The sequence below is a fragment of the uncultured Aureimonas sp. genome (assembly GCF_913775355.1).
GTDB lineage: Bacteria > Pseudomonadota > Alphaproteobacteria > Rhizobiales > Rhizobiaceae > Aureimonas.
This window is the reverse complement of sequence record NZ_CAJYIU010000206.1, coordinates 1-5,560: the sequence shown is the minus strand read 5'-3', so window position 1 is coordinate 5,560 and position 5,560 is coordinate 1. Positions and strand designations below refer to the sequence as shown.

The window sequence follows — 5,560 nt, the reverse complement described above, 5'->3', positions numbered from 1 at the left end:
TTCGCCCCTGCCGCGCGCGCCGCGCTGGCGATGGGCGAGGATCCCTCCGCCGCCGAAGCCCGCGCCTTCTTCGAGGCCGCCTTCCGCCCGGCGGAGATCCTCGACGGCGGTGCGCCGGCGCCGGGCTTCGTGACGGGTTACTATGAGCCCGAACTCCCCGCCTCTCGCACGCGCACCGCCCGCTTCCGGGTGCCGCTCTACCGCCCGCCCGCCGACCTCGTCGCGCTGGAGGAGGGGGAGGGCGTGGAGGGTCTCGAAGCCGGCACGCGCTTTGCCATGCGCTCCGATGATGGGACGCTCGCTCCCTATCCGACCCGCGCCGAGATCGAGGACGGCTGGCTCGGGGGCCGCGACCTCGAACTCGCCTATCTCGACAGCGAGGCCGACGCCTTCTTCGTCCACGTCCAGGGCTCGGCCCGCCTCGTGCTGCCGGACGGCGCCTTGATGCGTGTCGGCTATGCCGCCAAGAACGGGCACCGCTTCACAGCGATCGGCCGCGTCCTCGTCCAGGAGGGCGAACTGCCGCTGGAGGGGGCCGACATGGCCGGCATCCGCCGCTGGCTCGCCGCGCATCCCGACCGGGCGCGCGGGCTCCTCCAGCGCAACCGCTCGTTCATCTTCTTCCGCGAGGTGCCGGTGGAGCCGGGAGCGGGCCCGATCGGCGGCATGGGCGTGCCGCTGACGCCCCTCGGCTCGCTGGCGGTCGACGCCTCGCTCCACACCTACGGCATGCCGCTCTTCGTCGACGCGCCGGACCTCGTGATCGGCGACCGCCCGTTCCGCCAGCTCCTCGTCGCGCAGGACACGGGCTCGGCGATCGTCGGCCCGGCGCGCGGCGACATCTTCGTCGGCTCCGGCGAGGCGGCGGGGCAACTGGCGGGGACCGTGCGCCACGCAGCGCGCCTCCTTGCCCTCGTGCCGCGCGCGAGCCTGCCATGAGGCGCCGGCGCGACCTGTCCGGCGAGGAGCGGCGTCTCTGGGCGAGTGTCGCGCGCTCGGCCGTGCCGCTGCCCGGCAAGGCGACGCCGGAAGCCCCGCCAGAGCCAGCCGTGCCGGCGCCGGCTGCCAAGCCCGAACCGCCGAAGCCGGGTGGCATGGCGTCGGCCTTCCCGGCCCCCGCCCGTCCGCGTCTTGCCCCGACGCCCCCGCCGCTGTCACCGATCGACCGGCCGGTGCGGCGCAAGATCGGCAAGGGGCGCATCGAGCTGGAGGACCGCATAGACCTACACGGCTGGACTGAGGCGGTGGCGCACGGGGCGCTTCTCCATTTCCTGCGCTCCGCCAAGGCAAGGGGCCTGCGCCACGTTCTCGTGATCACCGGGCGCGGCGCGTCCTACGGCTCGACGGGAAGCCTGAAGCGCGCGCTGCCGCACTGGTTCTCGACGCCGGACTTCCGCACCCTCGTGTCGGGCTACGATCAGGCCGAGCGCGGGCACGGCGGCGAGGGGGCGTTCTATGTGCGGGTGCGGCGGCGATGACGCCGTTCGGCCTGCGCGTGCGGGCGCTGCGTGCCGAGCGCGGCATCACGCAAGGGGAGATGGCGAAAGCGCTCGGCGTCTCGGCCGCCTATCTCTCGGCGCTCGAGCACGGCAAGCGCGGGCGCCCGACCTGGTCGATGCTCCAGCGCATCATCGGCTATCTCAACGTGATCTGGGACGACGCGGAGGACCTCGAGCGCCTCGCCGAGCTCTCCCATCCCAAGGTGGTCCTTGAGACCGGGACCTTGAGCCCCGAGGCGACCGCCTTCGCCAACCGGCTGGCCGAAGCCCTGCCGCTTCTGGACGCCGCCGACATCGCCGCGCTCGACACGCTCCTGCAGGAAGCCGCCGTTCGGGGCGAGGCGGCCGAGCGGGCGCGCCGCCGGCGCTGACGCGTCAGGGGAAGATCGCTTCGAGATCGGCGATCTTCTCGTTGACCAGCCAGCCGTAGTAGTTCTCCTCCGGCAGGCGCCCGGCGCCCGCGCGGTTGGCGGCCGCGAGCTTCTCCGCGCGCCCGAACGGATCGCCGACATTGTAGAGCGTCGCGACGACGCCCGGATTGCCCGAGATGTCGAAGCCGGCGATGTCGCTGTAGGCGTCGATCGAGACGCGGATCACGGCGGCCATGTAGGCGAGCGTCCGGTCGGGATCCATGATCGAGGCGTAGACCTCGCCGGCGTCGCGCATGTCGAGCCGGGCATAGCCGGAGACGCGGTGCACCATGTCCGAGACCGAGAGGGCGGTCAGCGGGTTGAGCTGGCCGAGGCCGAAGGTCTGGCCGGCGTAGAAGGGCTGGAAGAACACCGCGCCGAAGCGGTTGTCGGGGAAGCTGGTGCCGCCCACCGTGCGCCCGCGGAAGCGCTTGTCGAACACCGCCTCCCGGCAGGCCCAGAGCCGCGCGTCGCCGCGCGCGCTCTCGCAAGGCTGGAACTCGGGACGGCTTACGAAGTCGGCGACGCTCTCGCCGCGATAGGCGAAGTCGACCCCGGCGTTCAGGTAGGACGCGGCCTTCACGTAGTAGCTCTGGAGCTGGTCCATCGCGTCGACATTGTAGGTGTGCTCGCCGACCAGCGCGCCCGCGATCAGGATCGGGCGGATGCCGTAGGCGCGCGCGGCCTTGCGGATCTTGTCCTGCAGGCTGCGGTTCTCGGAGAGGAGCGCGTGGATCTTCTCGTACTTCGCCGTGAAGGAGGACCGCGTCGCCTGGGTCCGCGAGCGCGACCCGCCGGGAATGTCCGGCTGCTCGGCATGGCGGTTGCCGGGCGGAACGCGCATGTCGGCGAGCGACGGCTGCGCGCCGAGGCAGGCGAGGACGATGACAAGGGCGGTGCGGGCCATGACCCGCTGGGCAAGGGACGGCATGGCCATCCGCTAACCCATCGGGTCGGCTCGCGGAAAGCGATTTTCGTGTCCGGGGTCAGGCTGCGAGGCAAGTGCGACCAAAGCACCACAGGTTATCGGTCAGCCCGCACACCCTGCTTCACGTGAAACATCGCGTGTCAGGCATAGCGCGTCGGCAAGGCGACGTCGGCCTTTACGGTCTCCATCGAGATATAGGCCGAGACGTCGAACAGCTCGACCCGCGCCACCAGCCGCTTGTAGATCGTGTCGTAGGTCTCGACGTCCGGCAGCACCACCTTCAGGATGTAGTCGAAGTTGCCGGTGAGGCGGTGCACCTCGACGATCTCCGGGATGGCGGCGAGCGCGGCGCGGAACTCGTCGAGCCAGGTGCCGGAATGGCGCGAGGTCTTCACGATCACGAAGACGGTGGTCGGCAGGTTGATGCGCTTGCGGTCGACCAGCGCGATGCGGCGCTTCAGATAGCCCTCGTCGCGCAGGCGCTGGATGCGCCGCGAGCAGGCCGAGGCCGAGAGCGAGGCGCGCTCGGCCAGCTCCTGCACCGGGCGGTCGGCATCGTCCTGGAGGAGGTCGAGAAGCAGGCGGTCGCGATCGTCGAGCATGGGCTGGGTATGCGCGGTTCCGTGCAGAGACGCAAGCGGGATGCGTAAAACGCTGTTTTGGCGCATTCGGATTGCGCTGTTTTACCGCGAGTTCATGAACTAAGCGCGCCGATTGCGCAAGGGTCGCGCTAGTCTTCCCGCATCGACATCGAGAGACGGCTGGGGGAACACTGGATGAAGCGGATCGGTCTGATCGGGGGCATGAGCTGGGAATCCACCGCCGTCTACTATCGCCTCCTCAACGAGGCGGTGCGGCAGGCGGGCGGCCCGCTGGACTCGGCCGACATCCTCCTCCACTCGCTGAACTTCTCGGACGTCGTCGCGCTGCAGAAGGCCGGCCGCTGGGATCTCGCCGCGGCTAAGCTCGCCGACAGCGCCCGGCGCCTCGAGCGGGCCGGCGCCGACTGCGTCCTCATCTGCACCAACACGATGCACCTCGTCTCGGCCGAGGTCGCAGGCGCCGTGTCGATCCCGCTGATCGACATCATCGCCGAGACCGGCGCGGCGCTCGCGGCGCGCGGCGCGCGGCGCCCGCTGCTGCTCGCCACCCGCTATACGATGGAGCACGGCTTCTATGCCGAACGGCTGGCCCAGGCGACTGGCTTCCGCCCGATGGTGCCGCAGGCCGCCGACCGCGAGACGGTGCACCGCGTGATCTTCGAGGAGCTCTGCGCCGGCCGGGTCCTCGACAGCTCGCGCCGCGAACTGACCGCGATCGTCGAGCGCGGGGTGGCGGCGGGCGCCGACAGCGTCATTCTCGGCTGCACCGAGATCGTCCTGTCGCTCGACCCGGACGCGCTGCCCGTGCCGGGCTTCGATTCCACCGCGATCCACGCGGCCGCCGCCGCGCGCTTCGCCATGGCGTTCCAGGATCAGCTTCGCGAACGCATGGTGGCCTAGAACCGGGACCAGGACCCAGCGGGTCGGCCTGTCGGTATTTTTCGCCGTCGGACGTCGTTGCCGATGCTCTCCGATGCGCTGCATCGGCTCCGCTCGGCGCCTCGCCGACGACGAAAACTCCTCGCCACGCCTCCGCCGCCGGGACCTGGTCTCGGTTCTGAGCCTTCGAGGCTTCGACGAAAGATCGGCCGAACGCTTGCCAGGACCGCCCCATGTGCCGCCTTCTCGCCTATCTCGGAACGCCGCTGTTCCTGGAAGACCTGCTGATCCGGCCGGAGGGCTCGCTGGTCTCCCAGTCGCTGAAGGCGCGCGAGGCGCGCACCGTCGTCAACGGCGACGGCTGCGGCCTAGGCTGGTACGGCCAGCGCGCTGAGCCCGGCCTCTACCGCGGCGTCCTGCCGGCCTGGTCGGACGCCAACCTCGCCTCGCTCTGCCGGCAGATCCGCTCCGGCCTGTTCCTCGCCCACGTGCGGGCTGCGACCTCGGGCGGCGTCTCCACCGCCAACTGCCACCCGTTCGCGCTGGGGCAGCGCCTCTTCATGCACAACGGGCAGATCGGCGACTACGCCCGCGTGCGCCGGCAGGTCGAGGGCATGATCCCCGACGACGCCTATGCCGCGCGCACCGGCACCTGCGACTCCGAGGCGCTGTTTCTCGCCGCGCTGGCCTACGGCCTCGAGGACGACCCGGCCGGCGCCTTCTCGCGCACGCTCGCTGCGATCGAGGCGTTGAAGGCCCCGGACGCCGAGCCGACGCGCTTTGCCGCCGTCCACACCGACGGCCATCGCCTGTTCGCCTTCCGCTGGGCGAGCGACGGTCAGCCGCCCTCGCTCTACTCGCGCTACGACGCCGGCGGGGTGATGATCGCCTCCGAGCCCTGCGGCTCGGAGCCCGACGCCTGGGTCGCCATGCCTTCGGGCAGCGTCCTCGAGGCGGGACCGGGCGGCGCCTGGCTGCGCGCCTTCGACGTTGCGACAGGCAAGCCGGGGTCGCGCCGCGCCGCTTGAACGCCTGCCGCGTTCCCGGCCTGCCATCCTTTTGACGCTGGCATCGTTTCGGCTGGTCCGGAGCGAATATCGCCTTTGTTAGCCCGCCCCTGTTGGTCTCCGGCCGAAACAGGTGTAATGGCGGGTACGCCTCAAGAGATCGGCAGGTATCCCATGCCCCATTACCGTTCCCGCACCACCACGCATGGCCGCAACATGGCCGGAGCCCGCGGCC

At 71.0% G+C, this 5,560-nt stretch carries 7 protein-coding genes; 5 read left to right on the top strand and 2 right to left on the bottom strand.

Annotated elements, in window-relative coordinates:
* The 3 genes from QZ753_RS12860 to QZ753_RS12850 form a co-directional block, all read left to right on the top strand.
* Positions 1-939 (top strand): MltA domain-containing protein (locus tag QZ753_RS12860; protein ID WP_294644199.1); only part of this gene is annotated, 939 nt, incomplete at its 5' end.
* Positions 936-1,478, top strand: coding sequence for a Smr/MutS family protein (locus tag QZ753_RS12855; protein ID WP_294644198.1), 543 nt, complete (start codon positions 936-938; stop codon positions 1,476-1,478). The genes QZ753_RS12860 and QZ753_RS12855, both read left to right, overlap by 4 nt.
* Entirely contained in the window at positions 1,475-1,870 is a 396-nt protein-coding gene (locus tag QZ753_RS12850) for a helix-turn-helix transcriptional regulator (RefSeq protein ID WP_294644197.1), read from the top strand. Before QZ753_RS12855 ends, QZ753_RS12850 begins: the two co-directional genes overlap by 4 nt.
* 4 nt (positions 1,871-1,874) lie before the next feature.
* On the opposite strand, the gene QZ753_RS12845 is transcribed toward QZ753_RS12850, so the two are convergent.
* Together QZ753_RS12845 and QZ753_RS12840 are read right to left on the bottom strand one after the other, a co-directional pair.
* Positions 1,875-2,816 (bottom strand): DUF1402 family protein, encoded by a 942-nt coding sequence (locus QZ753_RS12845; protein ID WP_294644200.1) that lies wholly within the window; start codon positions 2,814-2,816, stop codon positions 1,875-1,877.
* 161 nt (positions 2,817-2,977) lie between these two features.
* Positions 2,978-3,439, bottom strand: coding sequence for an Lrp/AsnC family transcriptional regulator (locus tag QZ753_RS12840; RefSeq protein WP_055886111.1), 462 nt, complete (start codon positions 3,437-3,439; stop codon positions 2,978-2,980).
* Positions 3,440-3,613: 174 nt separating this feature from the next.
* Here QZ753_RS12840 and QZ753_RS12835 point away from each other — a divergent pair, with 174 nt between their 5' ends.
* Together QZ753_RS12835 and QZ753_RS12830 are read left to right on the top strand one after the other, a co-directional pair.
* A complete protein-coding gene (locus QZ753_RS12835) occupies positions 3,614-4,339 on the top strand; it encodes an aspartate/glutamate racemase family protein (protein ID WP_294644196.1) in 726 nt (241 codons plus the stop codon).
* A 212-nt stretch (positions 4,340-4,551) separates the two neighbouring features.
* Complete coding sequence (locus QZ753_RS12830; RefSeq protein WP_294644195.1) at positions 4,552-5,346, top strand: class II glutamine amidotransferase; 795 nt, start codon at positions 4,552-4,554, stop codon at positions 5,344-5,346.
* Positions 5,347-5,560 lie beyond the last annotated feature (214 nt).

Coding starts and splice junctions, on each gene's coding strand:
- QZ753_RS12835 (WP_294644196.1), top strand. CDS start 3,614: ATGAAGCGGATCGGTCTGATCGGGGGCATGAGCTGGGAATCCACCGCC.
- QZ753_RS12830 (WP_294644195.1), top strand. CDS start 4,552: ATGTGCCGCCTTCTCGCCTATCTCGGAACGCCGCTGTTCCTGGAAGAC.
- QZ753_RS12845 (WP_294644200.1), bottom strand. CDS start 2,816: ATGGCCCGCACCGCCCTTGTCATCGTCCTCGCCTGCCTCGGCGCGCAG.
- QZ753_RS12855 (WP_294644198.1), top strand. CDS start 936: ATGAGGCGCCGGCGCGACCTGTCCGGCGAGGAGCGGCGTCTCTGGGCG.
- QZ753_RS12840 (WP_055886111.1), bottom strand. CDS start 3,439: ATGCTCGACGATCGCGACCGCCTGCTTCTCGACCTCCTCCAGGACGAT.
- QZ753_RS12850 (WP_294644197.1), top strand. CDS start 1,475: ATGACGCCGTTCGGCCTGCGCGTGCGGGCGCTGCGTGCCGAGCGCGGC.